At 46.0% G+C, this 248-nt stretch carries 1 protein-coding gene; it reads left to right on the top strand.

What is annotated here, in order from left to right:
* Positions 1-248, top strand: a 248-nt coding sequence (locus A3774_RS16205) for a LysR family transcriptional regulator (protein WP_197468099.1), incomplete at both ends; no start/stop codon positions are given.

Below are 248 nucleotides of genomic sequence, written 5' to 3'. Positions count from 1 at the left end.
CGTACTGCTAAATCATGCTAAAAAACTCATTCAGCAAGCAGACGAAACAGTACTCGCTATGCAAGAGCTTAGTGGTCTTGAAAAAGGGGAAGTACGCGTCGGCATCCCTAGCATGCTTGGCTCGTACTACTTCCCTCCAATATTAATGGCATTTCGACATCAGCACCCGAACCTGACTCTGCAAGTCATTGAGGGTGGCACATGGAAACTTCAACAAATGCTGGAAGTCGGAGAAATTGATTTAAGCG

It is taken from the genome of Neptuniibacter marinus (assembly GCF_001597725.1).
In the GTDB taxonomy this organism is placed as follows: domain Bacteria; phylum Pseudomonadota; class Gammaproteobacteria; order Pseudomonadales; family Balneatricaceae; genus Neptuniibacter; species Neptuniibacter marinus.
The sequence above is the reverse complement of the archived record's forward strand: the minus strand, read 5'-3'. Positions and strand labels throughout refer to the sequence as shown.